Consider the following 16,814-nt stretch of genomic DNA (forward strand, 5'->3'; position numbering starts at 1 on the left):
GCTTGTTCATGCCTCGCACCCTCCTGAGGGCGCTCGCTACCACGGCGCTCGTCCCCGCACTCGTTCTCGTCGCGGCTCCCGCTTTCGCGCAGGACGCGCCTGCCGTCACGGCGGTCAGCGCGACTGCCGGTCCGATGGAAGTGGACCCGGCCAAGGTCTCGTGGGGCGCTTCGGGCATCCAGACCCAGTGGCAGGACAAGAGCGTGAAGCCGGGTGACGACTTCGACCGCTTCGTCAATGGCAAGTGGGCCGATGCCGTGGTGCTTCCGTCGGATCGCACCAACTGGGGCTCGTTCGCCGCGCTGGCGAATCTGTCCGAATTGCGCCTCCATGGCATCATGGACGAGCTGGTCGCCTCGCATCCGGCCCCCGGCAGCGACGCCGCGCGCGTGGCGGCTGCCTATCAGGCGTTCATGGACGTCGATGCGATCAACAAGGCGGGCCTCGCTCCGGCGCAGCCTTACTTGCAGCGTATTTTCGCCGCGCAGACGCCTGCAGACCTGATAAAGCTGTTCGCGGCGCCGGGCTTTGCCTCGCCGCTGGACGCCAGCATCGGCCCCGATGCCAAGCAGAGCGACGTCAACGCGCTGCAAGTGAGCCTGGGCGGGCTGGGCCTGCCGGATCGCGATTACTACCTGAAGAACGACCCGCGTTCGCAGGAAATCCGCGCCAAGTATCTCGATTACCTGACCTTCCTGCTCGGCAAGGCCGGTTACACGGATCCCGCCGCTTCGGCCAAGGCCGTGCTCTCGCTTGAGACGCGCCTTGCGCAGGCCGACTGGGACCGCGCTGCCAGCCGCGACCCGGACCTCACTTACAACAAGCTCTCGCTGGCCGAGTTCGAGGGGCTCGCCTCGCCCGGCCTGCTGCGCTCGTTCATCGAGACCATGGGCGCCGGCAAGGCGACTTACGTGCTGGTGGACGAGATGCCGCCGACGGCCGAGGAACTGAAGACCGCGCGCATCGATCCCGCCCAGGCTGCCGCGCTGTTCGGCGGCGGCGTGCCCGAAGCCGCGAAGCTGATCGAGACCGTGCCCGTCGCCACCTGGCAGGCCTGGCTTGCCGCGCAGTTCCTGCGCAGCCACGCCTCCGTGCTGCCCAGCGACATCGATAATGCCAACTTCGCTTTCTACGGCAAAGTCATGAGCGGCCAGCCCGAACAGCGCGCGCGCTGGAAGCGGGGCATTACGGCGGTCGAGGGCATGTCCGGCGAACTGCTCGGCAAGATCTATGCCGCTAAGTACTATCCGCCCGAAGCCAAGGCCGCGATGGAATCGCTGGTCGGCAACTTGCGCAAGGCGATGGCGTCCAACCTTGAGCAGCTTGCCTGGATGGGCCCGGAAACCCGCAAGGAAGCCGTTGCCAAGCTTGACGCCTTCACCCCGAAGATCGGCACCCCCGCCAAGTTCAAGGAATATGAAGGGCTGACGTTCTCGGCCACCGATCCTCTGGGCAACCTGATGGCGGCCCAGACCTGGGCGAACGGCGACCAGATGCGCCGCCTTGGCCAGCCGGTCGACCGTTCCGAGTGGTTCATGCTGCCCGAGACGATCAACGCCTACTACAACCCCTCGTTCAATGAGATCGTCTTCCCCGCCGCGATCCTCCAGCCGCCGTTCTTCAACGTCTCGGCAGACGCGGCGGTCAATTACGGCGCCATCGGCGCGGTGATCGGCCACGAAATGGGCCACGGCTTCGACGATCAGGGTGCCAAGTCGGACGGCTCGGGCAACCTGCGCGACTGGTGGACGCCTTCGGACAAGGCCAACTTCCAGAAGCTCCAGGACCGCCTTGCCGCCCAGTACAGCAGCTTCTGCCCTTATGACGACGGCAAGACCTGCGTGAACGGCAAGCTCACCATGGGCGAGAACATCGGCGACCTTGGCGGCCTCAGCCTGGCCTACCGCGCCTACAAGCTCTCGCTCGGCGGCAAGGAAGCCCCGGTGATCGACGGCCTGACCGGCGACCAGCGCTTCTTCATGGCCTGGGCGCAAGTCTGGCGCAGCAAGTACCGCGAGGAAGCGGTGCGCCAGCAGCTCAAGACCGACTATCACTCGCCCGCGCACTACCGCATCAACGGCCTCGTTCGTAACTTCGACGAATGGTACAAGGCCTTCGACGTGAAGCCGGGTGACAAGCTCTATCAGGCGCCTGCGGATCGCGTGCGCATCTGGTAATTCGGTTTACATGACACTGCGCGGCCCGATCCGGATTTGTCCGGGTCGGGCCGTGTTGTTTTTGAGCGGAGCGCGCGCACTTCCCCCACGCATCCCGCCCCCCACACACACCGCTCATCCTGAGCCTGTCGAAGGATGGGAGGCCTCGCGCCACGCCTCAGGGGGCTTCGACAAGCTCAGCCTGAGCGGGATGGGCGGGATGGGATGGGCGGAGCGGTGGTGTGCTGGAGAATGATGTTTCCTCCCACACCCCGTCATCCTGAACTTGTCTCAGGATCCATCGAGCAGCCAATGCCGAGGCGTGGCCGGTCGCGCCGCCCTCTCGGCCATAATCTCCAGCACCGCGCTATCGGCCCGATAGACGCTGAAACAAGTTCAGGGTGACGGGCGGACGGGGACCTTTTCGGATCACCGTCATCCCGGTGAGGGGAAATGACCCCAACGCCGGGCCATCCACAACACCGCTCCCACGCGCCTCAACCAGCCCCAATCCACCCAATTTGCGCCCAAGCGCATTTTCCGAACGATTATAAACCGTCACGTCGCACGGACCCGCTTGACTTGGCCTGCCCGTACGGCATGACCTCTCGCCGATGGACCTGACCCTTACCGCTATCCTCCTCGGCATTGTCGAGGGCCTCACCGAGTTTCTGCCGGTCTCCTCGACCGGGCATCTCATTCTCGCCACTGAACTGTTCGGCTTCGACGCCGCGCAGTGGGCGACGTTCAACATCGTCATCCAGCTGGGCGCGATCCTGGCCGTGATCGTGCAGTTCTGGCGCACGTTCTGGGCGGTGGGCGCGGGCCTGCTCAAGCTGGACCCGGTGTCGATCCGCTTCGTGCGCAACGTGCTGCTGGCCTTCCTGCCCTCTGCCGTGCTGGGCCTGCTGCTCAAGCACTATATCGAGGGGCTGCTGGGCCAGCCGATGGTCGTCGCTTGGGCGCTGATCGTGGGCGGCATCGCCATCCTCGGCATCGAGCGCGTTGCCAAGCCCGGCGCGCCCAGCGGCGTGGCGCAGCTTCCGGCCATGACCTGCCTGGGCGTCGGCCTTGCGCAGTGTCTGGCCATGGTCCCAGGTGTCAGCCGCTCCGGCGCGACGATCATGGGCGCGCTGGCGATGGGCGTAGAGCGCCGTACCGCCGCCGAATTCAGCTTCTTCCTGGCCGTGCCGACAATGCTGGGCGCGACCACGCTGGAACTGCTCGGCGCGCGTCACGAACTGATGGCGGGCACCGGCCCGGTCGGCTGGACTCAGATCGGCATCGGCTTCGCAGTTGCCTTCGTGGTGGCGCTGGTGGTCATCAAGGCCTTTATGACATTTGTAAGCCGCTCGGGCTTTGCGCCTTTTGCATGGTATCGTATTGTAGTGGGCGCGCTCGCGGTGTTCCTTCTCTCGCGGGTCTGAACAAAGGGCTGACCGAATATGGCCGAGGACAAGAACAAGAAACTCGGTCGCAAGGATTACGAAAACCTGCTTGAGCCCATGCTTGAGGAACTGGTCGGCATGGCCCGCTGGGCCTCGACCACCGGTGTGCGCCTCGTCGTCCTGTTCGAGGGGCGCGACACCGCAGGGAAGGGCGGGGCGATCAAGGCGGTCTCCGGACAGCTGAACCCCCGCCAGTGCCGCACCGTCGCCCTGGGCGCCCCCAGCGAGCGGGAGCGCGGCCAGTGGTATTTCCAGCGCTATATCGAACATCTCCCCGCGCGCGGGGAGATCGTGCTGTTCGATCGCAGTTGGTACAACCGCGCGGGCGTGGAGAAGGTCATGGGCTTCGCCACCTCCAGCGAGGTGAAGCGATTCCTCCAGCAAGTGCCGGTGTTCGAGCGCATGCTGGTGGACGACGGCATCCTGCTGTTCAAGTACTGGCTCTCCTGCGATCAGGACAAGCAGGAGGAGCGGCTGCACGAACGCCTGATCGATCCGCTCAAGCGCTGGAAGCTCTCGCCGATCGACGTTGCCGCGCGTGAGCGGTACGAGGATTACACCAAGGCGCGCGAAACCATGCTGGACGCCACGCACAAGAAGCATGCGCCGTGGACGGTGGTGGACTTCAACGACCAGCGCCGTGGCCGTCTGACACTGGTGCGCGACCTGCTCGACCGTCTTCCCGATACCAAGGTCGATCCGATGACGATCCAGATGGACAAGCTGGGGCACGAGCCTTTCACCGAGAAGTTCGGCGTGCTCAAGCCCATCAAGCCGTTCGACATCGACTGACGGCGGAGGGATCGCGGTTCGGAAAGCCCGTAAAGCGGCATCCGAATCACTCCGGCCCCTTGACTCTGGGGCGTATCTACCGCAAGGGGCCCAGCCTTGAGGGACGGCCTGGTTGCTGTCCCTGTGCTTTTCAACGACACGCCGGCCTGCCAGGGCGGCTGAAACGAGAGATACAGGAAACCGCCATGGCGAAGCCCGCAACCGTCAAGATCCGTCTTGTCTCGACCGCCGACACCGGCTTCTTCTACGTCACGAAGAAGAACCCGCGCAACACGACCGAGAAGATGAACTTCCGCAAGTACGATCCCGTCGTGCGCAAGCACGTCGAGTTCAAGGAAGCCAAGATCAAGTAAGCAACGGGTTCCGGTCCGAATCGGAACCTAATGCTTCAGGTGCGGTTCAAGGCTGTGAACCCAATGGGAGCCTTATGACCCGGACCTTCAAGATCTTTCGCTCTTGCGTTGGCGCGGCCGCTTTGGCCGCGCTTTCCGTTCCTGCCTTCCTTCCGGCAAGCACTGCGCTGGCGGCATCGCCCGCCGAGCAGGAGCAGCTTGACCAGGCCGTGGCTGCGCTCCGCGCGATCACGACGGTCAAGGCCGACTTCGTGCAGACCGACCGTAACGGCCAGTCGGTCCGCGGCCAGCTCACGCTCAAGCGCCCCGGCCGGATCCGCTTCCAGTACGAAAAGAGCGCCCGCCTGCTCATCGTCGGAGACGGCAAGGCGCTGACCATGGTCGACTATGCAGTCAATCAGGTTCAGCGCTGGCCGATCGGCAACAGCCCATTGGGCGCGCTGCTTGACCCGAATCGCGATGTCGCAAAGTTCGGCACGGTCCGCCCGACCGGCAATCCCAATGTCATCTCGGTGGAAGTGCGCGATCGCGGGCACCCCGAATACGGCATCATCACCCTGATCTTCACGCGCAATTCGGCCGCGCCCGGCGGGCTGGAGCTGAGCTACTGGGTGGCGCTCGATTCGCAGAATCAGCGCACGACGATCGCGCTTTCCAACCACCGCTACGGCGTGCCCGTGACCGACAACGATTTCCGCTGGACCGACCCCCGCCCCGCCTCGCGGCGCTGAGGAACTCGTCGATAGGGGGAAACGCTTGGTCGTGATTTGCCCCCTCAGAGCGACAAAGTGCGACAGAATCCTTCAGTTCGTTCACTTGGCAGCAAGCCAAGAGTACCTACATAGGAATGGTCAGAACGGTTCGAGGCGGGTTTCCCCCCTGTTGCCCACGCCTCCTGAGTGAACCGCTCTGATATTAGCGTGACGAACGCTTACAGGAACCCTCGGTCCACTGCCCCCGGACCGAGGGTTTTTGTTTTTTCGGGTCGCCTTTTCCGCCTAGCCGGGCTGCGAACGCTACCGCTCTGCGCTTCCGGTGCTCACGGCCATTCAGGCCGCTCCGCTCCGGTTCTCGATCGGCAGCATTCTCGCTCCGGCTGGACTAAAAATTCGACCCGAAAACCGTTAGCGCCGCGTAAAGCGTTCGAAATCTAAAACCGCCGTCGCCCCCGCGAAGGCGGGGGCCCCGCTTCCTTTTTTCTTCCTCGACCGCCCATGCGTCATGCGCACCTCTGGCAATTCGCGGGTGGCATCCCTAAAGCCAAGCCCATGAAAATTGCCACCTGGAACATCAACTCGGTCCGCCTGCGTCTCGATCAGGTAGAGCGTTTCCTCACCGAGCAGGCCCCCGACGTCCTCTGCCTTCAGGAGATCAAGGTCGCCGAGCATCTCTTCCCGCATGAGATGTTCGAGCGCCTGGGTTACACCCACCGCGCGATCCATGGGCAGAAGGGCTATCACGGCGTCGCCACCGTCTCGAAGGTGCCCTTCACCGAATTCAGCCGCCACGACTGGCAGGACAATGGCGAGGCTCGCCATGTCGGCGTCGAACTGCAAGGCGCAGGGCAGGGCCTGATCCTCGAAAACGTCTACATCCCCGCCGGCGGCGACATTGCCGATCGCACGGTCAATCCCAAGTTCGGCCAGAAGCTGGACTTCCTGGAGCGCATGACGCGCTGGGCGGACAAGATTGATCGGCCCACGCTGATAGTCGGCGACTTCAACATCGCCCCGCTGGCATCGGACGTCTACGACCATAAGGCGCTGCTCAAGGTCGTCAGCCACACGCCCATCGAGGTCGAGACGCTCACCCGCTTTCAGGATGCGCACGGCTGGGTCGACCTCGGCCGCCAGTTCATCCCCGCGCCGGAGCGCAATTACTCTTGGTGGTCCTACCGCAGCTACTGGCGCCAGAAGGACCAGGGCCGCCGCCTTGACCACATGTGGGCCTCCCCCGACCTTGCCAAGCAGGCGCGCGCGCACAGCTTCGTCGAGGAAACGCGCCGCTGGGAGCAGCCGAGCGACCACGTGCCGCTGATTACCGAGTTCGAACTCTGAGCGAGCAGGGCTCTTCCCGCCGCGTGGCGCTGGCGCTCGATGCGCTGCGCCATGGCTGGCCGATCCGGGTGGGCGAGCATTCCGTGCTGCTGCCTGCCGAAACCGGCTTCGCGCCCGGCGTGACCGCGCCGCGCATGCTGATCTCGGCGGCGCGGGCGGTGACGCTGAAGCTGGCCAACCAGCGGGAGGCGGCCGTGCCGGAGGCGCCGGTGCTGATCCGCGCGGCAGAGCCTTTCGATCTGGCCGCAGCACGCGCCATTGCCGATCCTGCGCTCGATCTGGTCCATCCGATGAAAGGCCCGTTCGCGGCCGAACATATCGACGATGGCGAGGCGGCCTGCACGGCGATGGAACTGGCACGGCTCGCCGGGATCCTGCCTGCCTTCCTCATCGCCCCGGAGCCGGTAGGCGAGGCGCAGCCAGTCACGCCTGCCGATCTCGCTGCGTGGAAGGAGACGGGCAACCTCGTCATCGCCTCCCGCGCGCGACTGCCCGTCGCGGCGGCGGAGGATGCCGAGATCGTCGCCTTCCGCGCGCTGGACGACCTTCGCGAGCATATCGCACTGGTGATCGGCACGCAGGACGGCGACCGCGCACCGCTGGTGCGGCTCCATTCCGAATGCCTGACCGGCGACATCCTCGGCAGCCTGAAGTGCGACTGCGGCCCGCAACTGGACGCAGCGCTGCGTGCAATGGCGGAGGAGGCCGCGAACGGCGGTTGGGGCGTATTGCTCTATCTGCGGCAGGAAGGGCGCGGCATCGGCCTCGTCAACAAACTGCGCGCCTATCAGTTGCAGGATCAGGGCTTCGACACGGTCGATGCCAACAACCGCCTAGGCTTGCCGACCGAGGCGCGCGACTTCCCGGTGGCGGCGCGGATGCTGGACGTGCTGGGCGTTCACGCGATCCGGCTGATGACCAACAACCCGGCCAAAGTCGCCGCGCTGGAAGGCGTGGGCGTGACAGTGGCCGAGCGTGTGCCGCACAAGCTGCCGCCCAATCCGCACAACGCTCGCTATCTGGATACCAAGCGGGACCGTACGGGGCACATTCTCTAGCGATAACGGTTATTTGCGGGCTGGGGGCTTAGCGATAGAGCCATCGCCATCCGGATGGGTGGTCACAACCCGCCGTTACAAACGAAAACCCCGTCGCCCCCGCGCAGGCGGGGGCCCCGCTTCTTGGAGGCCTCAGCGTCGGGCGCAAAGAAAAGCGGGATCCCCGCCTGCGCGGGGATGACGGATTGGAGGGAATTGGTTTCCGGGTAGCTGTCAGAATGGCGTTGTAGCGCCACATTCGCCGCTCAGGCGACTGCCTTCAACTTGCCCACCATGTCCCGTTCCTCGGGACGCAGCGTCAGCACAGAAACGCCCGATGCCGTAACCGCCACGGTGTGTTCGAACTGTGCGGAAAGCGAACCGTCCTGCGTCACCACGGTCCAGCCGTCAGCCTCGGTTCTCACGCTCCGCCGACCGCGATTGAGCATCGGCTCGATGGTGAAAACCATCCCTTCGCGCAAGGTGAGCCCAGTCCCCGGCTTTCCGAAGTGCAGGATCTGCGGATCCTCATGCATCTCCCGGCCAATGCCGTGCCCGCAATATTCGCGCACTACCGAGTAGCCATGGCGCTTGGCATGGCGCTCGATGGCCCAGCCAATATCCCCCAGCCGCGCGCCCGGGCGAACGGTGCGGATGCCCGCCCACATGGCGTCGTACGTGGTCTGAACCAGCTTCCGGGCGGCCGGATGCACGTCGCCAACAAGGTAGGTCTTGCTGGAGTCCGCAATGTAGTCGTTCTTTTCGAGCGTGATGTCGAAATTGACGATGTCACCGTCCCGCAGCACGTCCGATTGCGAGGGAACGCCGTGGCAGACCACGTGATTCACCGAGGAATTGAGCACGAAGCCGTAGCCGTACTGGCCCTTGCTCGCGGGGCGCGCCTTCAGGTCGTCGACAATGAAGCGCTCGACCATTTCGTCGATCTGAAGGGTGGACTTGCCGATCAGCGAGGTCCGGTCCAGCAGCCCGAAAACCGATGCCAGAAGCTGGCCGGCTTCCGCCATGAGCGCCAGTTCCCAAGGGGCCTTGGTCATGCGTCGATCAAGCCCGGCGGCGGGGCGGCAACTCCGGCCGCGTTGAGTTCACGCTCCATGATTTCCGAGAAACTCAGCGTCGGATTGGTCTCGCACAGCATGCCGACCTTGATCCAATAAGCAGCCTGCGCGTTGATCGAGCGGCACGATACCTTGCTTGTCCGGCGCAGTTGATCGTGCAGATCGTCATCTATGTTTACGATGCCCACGGGGCCTCCATATGCGATTCGTATATGGACCGTATATGGTCCGTATGGCGAATTGCCAAGGGTGGCTTTTGAGGCATTCGGATCGAAACAAAAAGCCGGGGCGCGGGCGGGTGTGGGGTAGGGAACCCGCGCCCCGACAGCCGTCGTCAGGGGACCATGAAGATGATCGTGCCGACAACGGCGGCTGCCGCACCCACGAAGAACGCCACTTTGCCGATGTCTCTCGGTTTGAAGCGGTCGTGGTGTTCGGTGCGGTAGGTTCGGAATTGCTCGGCGATCGCGGGATCTCCGGCCAGCAGGCCAAGGTCGAGCGCGGTGGCCTTGCGGGTGAACAGGTGGTTGAGTTCGGCCAATTCGGCCTCGTCGAGGGCGGGATAGCCCTTCAGCAGCGCCGCGATGCGATCGCGGGCGTCGGTTTCTGTAGCGGACATGAAATTGGATCCTGAATCAGCATTCGGTATGGGCGCGCGGAAGCGCGCCCGATGGAAAGCGGATCAGGCGAAGGGCGGTGCAGTGCTGTCGGGCAGGCGGGCCGGGTGCGAGCGCGGCGGCGGTCCGCGCGCTTCGAAGTGCCGGCGCGAGGTGCTGGCGGGCTCTGCGGCAGCGAGGTGCAGCCGCTCGGTTTCGACAACCACCGGCGGAGGCGGGGGCGGTGTCGGGACCTGCTGCGTCGCGGATGTATCTCCGCGCCGCTGCGAGGCGAGCGCGAGTTCCATGGTTGCGGCGCTGAACGCCGAACCGTGGATGCGTTCGAGGGGCGCGCGAATCGGCTCGCCCGCCTGAAGGCCGATCGCGGCCAGCAGGAGCACCGCCCAAAGGCGGAAGCGCAGGAGAGAGGAAATCGCGGTTCCCATAGGCCCGAGCTAGTGCTTCGGCGGGCGCGGCGCAAGTCGGTCGGGTGAAGCGGCGGGTGCTCGCGCGCGCCCGCCGCCCCGTTTTCAGAGCGTCAACGCTACCCGGCCGTCGATCTTGCCGTGGCGCAGCGCGTCGAGCACATCGTTCACGTCCTCCAGCGGCCGCGCGGCGACTCTTGCTTTCACTTTGCCTTGCGAGGCGAAAGCGATGGCCTCGTCCAGATCGCGGCGCGTGCCGACAATCGAGCCGCGAATGGTAATGCGCTTCAGGACGACGTCGAAGATTGGGGTCGGAAAGTCACCCGGTGGCAGGCCGATCAGGCTGACAGTGCCGCGTCGGCGGGCGCAGGCGATGGCTTGCGAGAAGGCCGGGGGCGATACGGCCGTCACCAGTACGCCATGCGCGCCGCCGCCGGTCTCACGCGTGACTTTCGCGATCAGTTCGGGATCGGTGGCATCGAAGGCGAGATCGGCGCCGAGGTCCCGCGCCAACTTCAGCTTCGATTCGCCGATGTCGATGCCGATCACGTGGAGACCCATGGCCTTGGCATATTGCACCGCCACGTGGCCGAGCCCGCCGACGCCGGAGCAGACCACCCACTCGCCGGGCCGCGCCTCGGTTTCCTTGAGGCCCTTGTAGACGGTGACACCCGCGCAGAGGATCGGCGCCATCGAGACGAAATCGACATCGGCGGGCAAGCGGCCGACGAAGGGCGCGGCGGCGATCACATATTCGGCATAGCCGCCGTTCACGGAGTAGCCGGTGTTGGCCTGCTTCTCGCAGAGCGTTTCCCAGCCGGTCTCGCAATATTCGCAGGCGCGGCAGGCGTGGTGCAGCCACGGCACGCCCACCGCGTCACCTTCCTTGAGATCGGTGACGCCTTCGCCCAGCGCGACGACATGGCCCACGCCCTCGTGCCCTGGGATCAGCGGCAGCGCTGCCTTGACCGGCCAGTCACCGTCGATGGCGTGAAGGTCGGTGTGGCACACGCCGCTCGCCACGACCTTGACGAGCACTTCGCCGGGGCCGGGGGTGGGGATGGGCACTTCCTCGATCGTGAGCGGGGCCTTGTATGCCCGCGCGATCGCTGCGCGCATGGTCTGCATCGGATCTGTTCCTTGCTTTCGCGCCGCGAGGGGGGATTCGCGGGCTTCGGAAAACGCCGGGCAGCTTCGTCTTGGAAAGGCTGCGAAAATCAGGCCCGGGCAGTCTGCGACCCATTCGCCGACATTCTTAGGTCAAGGGGCAGGCAAGGCAACAGAAATGGGCGAGGCGCCGCATGGCGGGCGGTCCGGAGTGTTTCAACCTTGCGACAGATGACCCGGGGGGACGCCGATAAATTCGGGTTCCGTTGTTGGGAAGACCTATTTTCCGCCCCTGAAATCCAGCCGTCATCCCCGCGAAGGCGGGGATCCCGCTTCTTTAGCGTGGGACGAGAGGTCTCAAGCAAGCGGGGCCCGCGCCTTCGCGGGGGCGACGAAGCGATGAAGCCGGCGTCTACGGCTCGGGCACTGCCATGTACGCGCCTTGGCTGGACGAGGGCGTCAGCGCTTCTCGAACGGCACGAGGCCGGGGCCGAGATTGTTGGCACCCAGCTTGATCGCGTCGCCCGACCAATTGGCGACGAACGCGCTCTTGCGGTCCAGTGCGGGGACGAAGCGCGCATTGTTGCCGTCCACCACCAGCCCTTGCGAGGTATGGTTGCGATGCTCGGCTGCGACGGCGATGAAGGCGGAATAATTCTCCTTGTCGCGCCCTTGCACGAACCAGTTGCCGGCGATGCGCCCGGTGGCGCCGTCGGGAAGGTCGATCATGTAATTGGTGCCGCGCCCGGCCGAATCGTCGAAGCTGCTGCCGGTCACATCGATCCGCGCCGCGCGGCTTTTGAGGTAATGCCCACCTGTGCCCGCTTCGAAGCGGCTGCGCGTGACGGTCAGGGCGCCGTAGTTGCCGACATAGATCGAATGCGCGCAGCCCGAGCCCTCGCACGTGCCGAGGCGGCTGAACGTGGACTTGTCGATGGCGACGGTGCCTTGCGGGTCCTCGCCGGTGAGCAGGCCTTGCTCGCTGTCACGGAACCATGCCTGCGAGATGGTAAGGTTGCCGTGTTCGAGCCGGATGCCCGCGCCGTTCTTGTCACCCACGCGAATGTTGGCGAAGACCATGCCGTCGACATGCGCGCCGCGCCCGCGCAGCACCAGCGCCGCCTTGTCCTCGCAGGCGACGCCGTCGAGGATCGACTGGCCGGGGACGGAGGCCTGATAGGTGATCTCGCCCTTCGACTGCACCGCACAGTCGGCGAAGCGCAGCGAGGCGAAACGGATGGTACCCCGCCCATCGCCGATGGCATCCACGGCGTCCTGCAAGCGGACGTAGCTGCGCCCGGTTTCGGCCACCGTGTAGGGTGCGGTCGTAGGCGCATTCTGGGCCTGCGACGCCGAAGCGGGCAGGGCGACGAGCGGCAGGATCGCAAGCGCGATTCGGGCGAGACGGTTCATGGAAGCGAGTCTAGCGACTTGCGCGAAGGTTGGCGCAAGTCACTTTGGCAGCGTCTCTTTGCGGGACAAGCTCGTTACCGACTGCGCTCATAGTTCCACTTGCGGAGGGCCTGAATTCCGGCAGTGGCGAGCAGGCCTCCGGGGATGATTAGCCAAAAGACGCCCCTGCCGTGCAGAGCGCCCCTCCCCAAATATTTCACCGTAATACCCACGGCGACGAGAACCGACGAGCCCAGCCGCCCATAAGTCATTTTGGCGAACGCGATACGACGAACGTCTTCGGGGGACGGCGCTGCGCCGGCCGTTGGCCGGAATTCGAGTTCGCGGGTCGGTGCATTCCAGGCTCGCCGCTGGAGCACTGCAAAAACCCCGATGATGAGCGTGAAACCGACCCATATGGCGACTGTGGGGATTGGGCTTTCTGCAACCGGAATCAGCAGTGCCAGCAATCCTATAAGCAGGACCGTGGCGACGGCGACGCTCCAAGTCGCATATCGCGCGTGGCGATTGTAATCGTCGACGAAGCGGTCCCGCTCGGCCCGCGTTACGCGGATGGGGGCTGCCTTGATCGTGCTCCGGTACAGAAACGAAGTTCCATCGGCTTCGAAGCGATCTGCGAACATTTGACGGGTGCGGTTGGAACGTGATGTCATGGATGTTGGCCAAGAAGAACGTGGGCATTGGTGCGATCGGTAGTCATCGACCGGAAGAATTGACGGGCGTTTAAACGGCTCGCCGAGTTTCCGATTTTTAATCCTGCTCGCCCCAGCGCCATTTCCAGCCGCCGCGCGTGCGGCGGGCGGCGATGATGAGGAACAGGCCGGTTGCCAGAAGGAACAAGGTGAAGGCTCCGGCGCGTCCGCCGATGGTGCCGGTCTTGTCGAGCAGGGCGATGCCGCCGAGCACGCCGAAGTAGCAGACCATCAGCAGCCAGCCCTGCCACGCGATCGGCCAACTGGCGCCATAGCCGAAGCGCTTGGGGGCGAACCACGCGCCGTCCTCTGGAGCCTTGTCCATCATGCTTCATCCTCCTGCTTCGGCGGGCGTCCGCGCTTTGCGGGCTCGCTGGCCGCCAGCTTGACGCCGCGCCGGGCCAGCGCCTCGCGCAGCAGCACTTCAACTTGCGCATTCACCGAGCGGAAATCGGCCGCCGCGCTGCGTTCGAGCGCGGCGTAGAGCGCCGGATCGATCCGCAGCGGAAATGCCTTCTTTCCGGGGCTAGCCATGCTTTTCGGCCGCGCGCGCTTACTGGTACAGCGTGCCGGTATTGACCACCGGCTGGGTGTCCCGCTCGCCGCAGAGCACGACCATCAGGTTCGAGACCATCGCCGCCCGCCGCTCGTCGTCGAGTTCGACAACGTTCTTCTCGGACAGCTGGGTCAGCGCCATCTCCACCATCGAGACCGCGCCCTCCACCAGCTTGCGGCGGGCGCCGATCACCGCCTCCGCCTGCTGGCGGCGCAGCATGGCGCCGGCGATCTCGGGGGCATAGGCAAGGTGGGTTAGGCCGCATTCGTCCACCGTGATGCCGGCGACGCGCAGGCGCTCGATCAGTTCCGTGCGCAGTTCGCCGTTCACCTGCTCATGGCTGCCGCGCAGCGTGGTCTCGCTGTGTTCGACATCGTCGTAGGGGTAGCGTGAGCCGATCGAACGCACGGCCGCCTCGATCTGCACTTCCACGAAGGCCCGGTAGTCGTCGACATCGTAGAGCGCCTGTGCGGTATCGGCCACGCGCCAGACCACGTTGGTGGCGATCTCGATCGGATTGCCGCGCAAGTCGTTCACTTTCAGCTTTTCGGAGACGACGTTGTTCGCGCGCACGGAGATCTTGCGCTTGGCCATCCATGGCCATGTCCAGCGCAGCCCGGCGGTGCGGTCGGTGCCGCGATAGGAGCCGAACAGCGTGACCGCCACCGCCTGGTTGGGCTGGATCATGTAGAAGCCGGAGGCGATCAGCACCGCGCAGACGACTGCCGGCAGGATGAAGGCAAGGAAGGCCAGCACGGTACCGGGCGAGGGCTCGCCGCTGGCAAGCGTAATGACGCTGAACACCACGGCCGCGACCACTGCCAGGAACACCAGCAGCATGAAGTAGCCGCTCATGCTGCCGGCCGGACGTTCCCGGCTCGAATTGATCGGAAGGTGCGACTCGGACATCGGCTGGACTCTCCGGTTAATATGATATCACTTTAATATCGGATTCATGAGAAGGGTCAAACGAATCCCGATCCGGGGTTGAAATCGGAGCGATTCGGTCATAATGGAGCCCCTGCGGGCCGGGCCCCTCTGGCGCGGCGCCTCTTGCGGATGTCTTTCGGGACAGGCCGCCAGCATAGGCGCCACGTGATGTCGGACCGCATCGGGTTGATCCCCGGTGCAGGTTTTCGAGTGCCCCAAGGCCCCTGACAGCTCGGTAAACCGGAGCCACCGTCGGATCACCCGATCGAACCCATACTTGTTCGATAGGGATATCAAGATGACCGACCGTATGTTCCTCCTGCTTGAGCGTTACCAGAAGCTCGACGCCCAGCTGCGCCGTGCTCGGGGCTCTGTGCGTCGCAATCTGTTGGAGATCGTGACGCTGGAGCGAAGGAAATTGAGAATAAGGGCCAGGTTGGCCCGGCTGTTCGTCCCCCCGGCAGCCGCCGCGCCCAGCCTGTAACCCTCGCGCCGGCGCGATGCTCCCCCCATTGTACGCGCCGGCGCCTCCTTCCTTTCCTCAGGGACTGTGACCCATGGAATTCCTGTTTGCTGACTGGCTGGGCACCCCGGCCTGGTTCTGGCTGGCCTTTGCCGGCCTCGTTTTCGTTCTCACCGCCTTCGACCTCGGCTTCCTGCACAAGGAGGAGCGGGAGATGGGCATCGTCGAATCGCTCAGGCTTTCGGTGTTCTACATTGCCGTGGCCGTGGCGTTCGGCGGTTGGGTCTGGTGGGCCAAGGGCTCGGCGGACGGCCTGGCGTGGTACACCGGCTACTTCCTTGAGAAGGCGCTCTCGATTGACAACGTCTTCGTCATTTCGATGATCTTCGGCTTCTTCGCGATTGCGCCGAAGTACCAGTACCGCGCGCTGCTCTGGGGCATTATCGCGGTGATCGTGCTGCGCGGCGTGATGATCGCGGGCGGCGTGGCGCTGGTGTCGCAGGCGCACTGGGTGATGTACCTGTTCGCGGCGTTTCTGGTGTTTACCGGCGTGAAGATGCTATTTTCCGGCGATCACGAGCCGGATGTCGCGAACAATCCCGTTATCCGCTGGATCTCCCGCCACATGCGCGTGACCAGGGAGCATCACGGCGAGCACTTCTTCGTGCGCGAGATGGGTGTGGGCGGCCGGATCGTCTGGGCCGCGACGCCGCTGTTTCTGGCGCTGGTGGTCATCAACCTCGCCGACCTCATTTTCGCAGTGGACTCGGTGCCGGCGATCTTTTCGATCACGACCGACACTTTCATTGTCTACACCTCGAACATCATGGCGATCCTGGGCCTGCGCGCGCTCTATTTCGCGCTGGCGGCGATGGTGCACCGCTTCCACTACCTGAAATATGCGCTGGCCATGGTGCTGGTGTTCATCGGCGGCAAGATTCTGGTTGCCGAGCTGCTGCTGGGCGGCGCGAAGTTCCCGCCGCTGCTGAGCCTTGGCGTCACCGTGGGCCTGATCGGGGGCGGTATCGGCTGGTCGCTGTGGAAGACGCGGGGGCAGGCGCCGCACGCCGGGCATTGATGCGGCGCTTGTACGGAAGAGGCGCGCTGCTAGGGGTGATCCCATGACGCGCCTCATCCTATTCAACAAGCCCTTCGACGTCCTGCCGCAGTTCACCGACGTGCGTTCGCCGACGCCGCGCGCGACGCTGTCGGACTATATCCAGGTACCCGGAGTCTATCCCGCCGGGCGGCTGGACCGCGACAGCGAGGGGCTGATGTTGCTGACCGACGATGGGCGGCTGCAATCGCGCATCTCCGATCCGCGCTTCAAGGTGGCCAAGCGCTACCTGATTCAGGTCGAGGGCGAGCCTGACGAGGCGGCGCTCGATGCCTTGCGCAAGGGCGTGGTGTTGAACGACGGCCCGACCCTGCCGGCCGAGGCACGGCGCATCGATCCGCCCGAACTCTGGCCGCGCAACCCGCCGGTGCGGTTCCGCAAGACCGTGGCGGATTGCTGGATCGAACTCGCCATCCGCGAAGGGCGCAATCGGCAGGTTCGCCGGATGACGGCGGCGGTGGGCCATCCGACCCTGCGGCTGGTGCGCTGGTCAATCGGCGAATGGTCGCTCGACGGCATCGCGCAGGGTGAGTGGCGCGAGATATCGGTTTGAGCGCTGCGGCGGGTTTAACTCCGGCGTGAATTGAGCGCTGGCA

Annotated in this window: 20 protein-coding genes; 10 read left to right on the forward strand and 10 right to left on the reverse strand. The window is 65.0% G+C overall.

Annotated elements, in window-relative coordinates:
- Nucleotides 1-8 precede the first annotated feature (8 nt).
- The 7 genes from AC1VVK_RS13060 to ribA all read left to right on the forward strand — a co-directional run bounded on the left by AC1VVK_RS13060 (nt 9) and on the right by ribA (nt 7,864).
- Nucleotides 9-2,177 carry a M13 family metallopeptidase gene (locus AC1VVK_RS13060; protein ID WP_482903327.1) on the forward strand — a complete coding sequence of 723 codons (2,169 nt, stop codon included), beginning with the start codon at nt 9-11 and terminating at the stop codon, nt 2,175-2,177.
- A gap of 593 nt (nt 2,178-2,770) precedes the next feature.
- Nucleotides 2,771-3,583 (forward strand): undecaprenyl-diphosphate phosphatase, encoded by an 813-nt coding sequence (locus AC1VVK_RS13065; protein WP_482903328.1) that lies wholly within the window; start codon nt 2,771-2,773, stop codon nt 3,581-3,583.
- 18 nt (nt 3,584-3,601) lie between these two features.
- Complete coding sequence (gene ppk2 / locus AC1VVK_RS13070) at nt 3,602-4,396, forward strand: polyphosphate kinase 2 (RefSeq protein ID WP_482903329.1); 795 nt, start codon at nt 3,602-3,604, stop codon at nt 4,394-4,396.
- A gap of 185 nt (nt 4,397-4,581) precedes the next feature.
- A complete protein-coding gene (rpmG, locus tag AC1VVK_RS13075; protein WP_039391223.1) occupies nt 4,582-4,749 on the forward strand; it encodes a 50S ribosomal protein L33 in 168 nt (55 codons plus the stop codon).
- Nucleotides 4,750-4,823: 74 nt separating this feature from the next.
- Nucleotides 4,824-5,480, forward strand: a complete 657-nt coding sequence (locus AC1VVK_RS13080) for a LolA family protein (RefSeq protein ID WP_132388844.1) — start codon at nt 4,824-4,826, stop codon at nt 5,478-5,480.
- Nucleotides 5,481-6,017: 537 nt separating this feature from the next.
- On the forward strand, nt 6,018-6,806 hold the full coding sequence (gene xth / locus AC1VVK_RS13085; protein WP_132388846.1) for an exodeoxyribonuclease III: 789 nt from the start codon (nt 6,018-6,020) through the stop codon (nt 6,804-6,806).
- Nucleotides 6,807-6,829: 23 nt separating this feature from the next.
- Nucleotides 6,830-7,864 carry a GTP cyclohydrolase II gene (ribA, locus tag AC1VVK_RS13090; protein WP_482903330.1) on the forward strand — a complete coding sequence of 345 codons (1,035 nt, stop codon included), beginning with the start codon at nt 6,830-6,832 and terminating at the stop codon, nt 7,862-7,864.
- Nucleotides 7,865-8,109: 245 nt separating this feature from the next.
- Here the strand turns inward: ribA and map are convergent, their stop codons facing one another.
- The 10 genes from map to AC1VVK_RS13140 form a co-directional block, all read right to left on the reverse strand.
- Nucleotides 8,110-8,898, reverse strand: coding sequence for a type I methionyl aminopeptidase (gene map / locus AC1VVK_RS13095; RefSeq protein WP_482903331.1), 789 nt, complete (start codon nt 8,896-8,898; stop codon nt 8,110-8,112).
- Nucleotides 8,895-9,107 carry a ParD-like family protein gene (locus tag AC1VVK_RS13100; RefSeq protein WP_482903332.1) on the reverse strand — a complete coding sequence of 71 codons (213 nt, stop codon included), beginning with the start codon at nt 9,105-9,107 and terminating at the stop codon, nt 8,895-8,897. The genes map and AC1VVK_RS13100 overlap by 4 nt, the downstream gene beginning before the upstream one ends.
- 146 nt (nt 9,108-9,253) lie before the next feature.
- Nucleotides 9,254-9,538, reverse strand: a complete 285-nt coding sequence (locus tag AC1VVK_RS13105; RefSeq protein WP_132388854.1) for a nuclear transport factor 2 family protein — start codon at nt 9,536-9,538, stop codon at nt 9,254-9,256.
- A gap of 63 nt (nt 9,539-9,601) precedes the next feature.
- Nucleotides 9,602-9,961 (reverse strand): hypothetical protein, encoded by a 360-nt coding sequence (locus AC1VVK_RS13110; RefSeq protein WP_482903333.1) that lies wholly within the window; start codon nt 9,959-9,961, stop codon nt 9,602-9,604.
- A gap of 84 nt (nt 9,962-10,045) precedes the next feature.
- The gene (locus AC1VVK_RS13115; protein ID WP_132388858.1) at nt 10,046-11,068 is read right to left on the reverse strand and encodes a zinc-dependent alcohol dehydrogenase; all 1,023 of its coding nucleotides are present in this window, start codon (nt 11,066-11,068) and stop codon (nt 10,046-10,048) included.
- Between the two features lie 438 nt (nt 11,069-11,506).
- Nucleotides 11,507-12,460, reverse strand: a complete 954-nt coding sequence (locus tag AC1VVK_RS13120; RefSeq protein WP_482903334.1) for a right-handed parallel beta-helix repeat-containing protein — start codon at nt 12,458-12,460, stop codon at nt 11,507-11,509.
- Nucleotides 12,461-12,534: 74 nt separating this feature from the next.
- Nucleotides 12,535-13,113 carry a hypothetical protein gene (locus AC1VVK_RS13125; protein WP_482903335.1) on the reverse strand — a complete coding sequence of 193 codons (579 nt, stop codon included), beginning with the start codon at nt 13,111-13,113 and terminating at the stop codon, nt 12,535-12,537.
- 97 nt (nt 13,114-13,210) lie between these two features.
- The gene (locus AC1VVK_RS13130; RefSeq protein WP_482903336.1) at nt 13,211-13,480 is read right to left on the reverse strand and encodes a hypothetical protein; all 270 of its coding nucleotides are present in this window, start codon (nt 13,478-13,480) and stop codon (nt 13,211-13,213) included.
- Nucleotides 13,477-13,686, reverse strand: coding sequence for a type II toxin-antitoxin system antitoxin (locus AC1VVK_RS13135; RefSeq protein ID WP_482903337.1), 210 nt, complete (start codon nt 13,684-13,686; stop codon nt 13,477-13,479). Before AC1VVK_RS13135 ends, AC1VVK_RS13130 begins: the two co-directional genes overlap by 4 nt.
- 19 nt (nt 13,687-13,705) lie before the next feature.
- Nucleotides 13,706-14,617, reverse strand: coding sequence for an SPFH domain-containing protein (locus AC1VVK_RS13140; RefSeq protein WP_482903338.1), 912 nt, complete (start codon nt 14,615-14,617; stop codon nt 13,706-13,708).
- Nucleotides 14,618-14,936: 319 nt separating this feature from the next.
- On the opposite strand from AC1VVK_RS13140, the gene AC1VVK_RS13145 reads away from it, so the two are divergent.
- From AC1VVK_RS13145 to AC1VVK_RS13155, 3 genes are all read left to right on the forward strand, one after another.
- On the forward strand, nt 14,937-15,122 hold the full coding sequence (locus AC1VVK_RS13145; protein ID WP_482903339.1) for a DUF465 domain-containing protein: 186 nt from the start codon (nt 14,937-14,939) through the stop codon (nt 15,120-15,122).
- Between the two features lie 73 nt (nt 15,123-15,195).
- Complete coding sequence (locus AC1VVK_RS13150) at nt 15,196-16,179, forward strand: TerC family protein (protein ID WP_482903340.1); 984 nt, start codon at nt 15,196-15,198, stop codon at nt 16,177-16,179.
- 43 nt (nt 16,180-16,222) lie between these two features.
- Nucleotides 16,223-16,771, forward strand: coding sequence for a pseudouridine synthase (locus AC1VVK_RS13155; RefSeq protein ID WP_482903341.1), 549 nt, complete (start codon nt 16,223-16,225; stop codon nt 16,769-16,771).
- The last annotated feature ends 43 nt before the right edge of the window (nt 16,772-16,814 follow it).

The sequence above is a fragment of the Novosphingobium sp. BL-S-32 genome (genome assembly GCF_056857055.1).

Bases quoted from the DNA above. Each gene is read 5' to 3' on its own strand.
- AC1VVK_RS13060 (WP_482903327.1), top strand. From the start codon at position 9: ATGCCTCGCACCCTCCTGAGGGCGCTCGCTACCACGGCGCTCGTCCCC.
- AC1VVK_RS13065 (WP_482903328.1), top strand. From the start codon at position 2,771: ATGGACCTGACCCTTACCGCTATCCTCCTCGGCATTGTCGAGGGCCTC.
- ppk2 (WP_482903329.1), top strand. From the start codon at position 3,602: ATGGCCGAGGACAAGAACAAGAAACTCGGTCGCAAGGATTACGAAAAC.
- rpmG (WP_039391223.1), top strand. From the start codon at position 4,582: ATGGCGAAGCCCGCAACCGTCAAGATCCGTCTTGTCTCGACCGCCGAC.
- AC1VVK_RS13080 (WP_132388844.1), top strand. From the start codon at position 4,824: ATGACCCGGACCTTCAAGATCTTTCGCTCTTGCGTTGGCGCGGCCGCT.
- xth (WP_132388846.1), top strand. From the start codon at position 6,018: ATGAAAATTGCCACCTGGAACATCAACTCGGTCCGCCTGCGTCTCGAT.
- map (WP_482903331.1), bottom strand. From the start codon at position 8,898: ATGACCAAGGCCCCTTGGGAACTGGCGCTCATGGCGGAAGCCGGCCAG.
- AC1VVK_RS13105 (WP_132388854.1), bottom strand. From the start codon at position 9,538: ATGTCCGCTACAGAAACCGACGCCCGCGATCGCATCGCGGCGCTGCTG.
- AC1VVK_RS13110 (WP_482903333.1), bottom strand. From the start codon at position 9,961: ATGGGAACCGCGATTTCCTCTCTCCTGCGCTTCCGCCTTTGGGCGGTG.
- AC1VVK_RS13115 (WP_132388858.1), bottom strand. From the start codon at position 11,068: ATGCAGACCATGCGCGCAGCGATCGCGCGGGCATACAAGGCCCCGCTC.
- AC1VVK_RS13120 (WP_482903334.1), bottom strand. From the start codon at position 12,460: ATGAACCGTCTCGCCCGAATCGCGCTTGCGATCCTGCCGCTCGTCGCC.
- AC1VVK_RS13125 (WP_482903335.1), bottom strand. From the start codon at position 13,113: ATGACATCACGTTCCAACCGCACCCGTCAAATGTTCGCAGATCGCTTC.
- AC1VVK_RS13130 (WP_482903336.1), bottom strand. From the start codon at position 13,480: ATGATGGACAAGGCTCCAGAGGACGGCGCGTGGTTCGCCCCCAAGCGC.
- AC1VVK_RS13135 (WP_482903337.1), bottom strand. From the start codon at position 13,686: ATGGCTAGCCCCGGAAAGAAGGCATTTCCGCTGCGGATCGATCCGGCG.
- AC1VVK_RS13140 (WP_482903338.1), bottom strand. From the start codon at position 14,617: ATGTCCGAGTCGCACCTTCCGATCAATTCGAGCCGGGAACGTCCGGCC.
- AC1VVK_RS13145 (WP_482903339.1), top strand. From the start codon at position 14,937: ATGACCGACCGTATGTTCCTCCTGCTTGAGCGTTACCAGAAGCTCGAC.
- AC1VVK_RS13150 (WP_482903340.1), top strand. From the start codon at position 15,196: ATGGAATTCCTGTTTGCTGACTGGCTGGGCACCCCGGCCTGGTTCTGG.
- AC1VVK_RS13155 (WP_482903341.1), top strand. From the start codon at position 16,223: ATGACGCGCCTCATCCTATTCAACAAGCCCTTCGACGTCCTGCCGCAG.